This window comes from Gammaproteobacteria bacterium (assembly GCA_036381015.1).
GTDB lineage: Bacteria > Pseudomonadota > Gammaproteobacteria > Steroidobacterales > Rariloculaceae > ZC4RG20.
Map to the genome: position 1 here is coordinate 1 of DASVDR010000034.1, position 2,138 is coordinate 2,138.

The window sequence follows — 2,138 nt, forward strand, 5'->3', positions numbered from 1 at the left end:
AACAACTCCTCCGACGATACGCGGCAGGTCGTCGAGGCGTTCGCGGCGCAGCAGTCCGCGTTCTCAGTGCGGTACCTGTTCGAGGGGCGCCAGGGCAAGTCGCACGCGTTGAACACCGGCGTCACTGCCGCGCACGGCGACATCATCGCTTTCACGGACGACGACGTGTACGTCCATCCCGACTGGATCCGGGAGATCGACAAGGCTTTTCGTACGCTTCCCTGCAGCGGGATCGGCGGGCGCGTGCGGCCGTTGTGGCGGCAGCCGAAGCCGAGCTGGCTGGTGCTGACCGGCTCGAACCGTCTGCGGATGGCGATCATGCAGTTCGAGCACGGGGATACGCCTCGCCCGCTCACCGGCGTCGCGCTGGTCGGCTGCAACATGGCTTTCAAGCGCGAGATGTTCGAGAAATACGGGTTGTTCCGTGCCGATCTCGGCCCTACGCCCGACTCGCTGCTGCGCGGCGAGGACACGGAGCTTTCCTACCGGCTGGCGAAGCACGGCGAGCCTCTGTACTACGTGCCCGACGCGATCGTCGATCATCCGGTCGAGGAAAAGCGCGCGACGAAGTCCTACTATCTGTCGTGGTATTTCGATTTCGGGCGCACATCGGCGCGAATGGGCAACATTCCCAAGCATGGGAACCGCCTGTTCGGCGTGCCGCCGTACCTGATCCGCGCGCTCGCGGTGAACGCGCTCAAGTGGTGGGTGACGCTCGCGCCGGTTGCGCGCTTCAAGCGCAAGCTCGACACGGCCGAAGCGCTCGGCCGGGTCGTCGAAGCGAGGCGCCTGCTCGCCGAGCCGACGGATCGGGTGGAGCCGCGTCCGTCGGCCCCGTAACCGGGAGCGCTTTGCAGCGGGGCGACGAAGTCTCGATGACTGGATGAGGAGCAGGATGCACGAGATCGACACGAGAGGAGCCGCGCCGCGGCCGACGCCTGGTAGGCCCGGGCGCTTGGGGACGCTGCGCCGGTTGCGGATCGATTGGTTCGACCGCTGGCACCCCGACCTCGATGCCGCGCTCGCGACGCTGCCCGAGATGCCGATGTGCCCTCACGAGCTGTACCGGGATCTCGTGACGAACCGGGGGCCCGTGGAGAAGCGCGCTGCGCTCGTGACCTCGGGCGGCGATCCGGTGGCGGTCGTCGGCGTGCGCCGCGACGGACAGCGCTGGACCCCGGTCACGACGTGGATCGTCCCCGGCTCGTTGTTCCCCGTTCGTGACGGAATGCTGGTGCCGGTGCTGACCGCGTTCGACGTGCCGCTGTTCGTGGTCTGGTGGCGCCAGTCGGAGGCGCCTCCGGAGAGCGACCGCTTCACGCGGCTCGAGGGGGTGGAGACGCGGCGGTTGTCCGTGCAAGGCAACTACGAGGCCTTTTGGAAGGAAACGCGTTTGTGGCGGCGCATTGCCGACGCACGGCGAAAGTGCCAGTCGCTTACCGTGGCCGTGAACGTGCCGGGCGCCGCGGAGTGGACGCTCATGAACTGGGGGCGGAAGTGGGCGCCTGAAGGTTTCGATGAAGTCCCGGACATGCGTGATCGGCTGGTCGTCGCGCGCTACTGGGAGCCGCGCGGCCGGCACTTTGCGCTTTCGCTGCTCGACGGCGACAAGCCGGCCGGGGCCGCGGTGATGTTCGTGCATGGCGATCACGTCATTGGCCTCGCTTATCATCGCGAGCCGGCGTACGAGAAATACAGCATCGGCACCCGGTTGATCGACGCCGTGCACCAGTGGGCCGCGTCGGAGGGATACGAGGCGGTCGACGTGGGCGGCGGCGATCGCTACAAGGAGCAGTGGGCGCCTGTCGGCGGCATGCGCTGGCAATTCGTCGTCGCGCCGAAGCGTTCGCTCGTTTCGAGGGCCAGGTCCGCCGCGTGGCGGCGGTTGCGCAAGGCGGTCGGGCACGTGCTGCCGGCGAAGACCGCCGGCTGATCCGTTTCCCGGACGTCCGCCGAGAGTGTCGCAATGGAACCCGTAGATCGATCGACCGGGCAGGCGGCCGCGAGCGGCGCGCCGACGATCAGCGTCGTGCTGTGCACGTACAACCGCGCGGCGAGCCTGGCCGTCGTGCTCGAGTCGCTCGGCCGGCAGCGCCTGCCGAGCGGCGCATCGTGGGAGCTCGTTCTCGTCGACAACA

Annotated in this window: 2 protein-coding genes; both read left to right on the forward strand. The window is 68.2% G+C overall.

What is annotated here, in order from left to right:
• Nucleotides 1-840, forward strand: an 840-nt coding sequence (locus tag VF329_12505; protein HEX7081825.1) for a glycosyltransferase, incomplete at its 5' end; no start/stop codon positions are given.
• Nucleotides 841-955: 115 nt separating this feature from the next.
• The gene (locus VF329_12510; protein HEX7081826.1) at nucleotides 956-1,933 is read left to right on the forward strand and encodes a GNAT family N-acetyltransferase; all 978 of its coding nucleotides are present in this window, start codon (nucleotides 956-958) and stop codon (nucleotides 1,931-1,933) included.
• Nucleotides 1,934-2,138 lie beyond the last annotated feature (205 nt).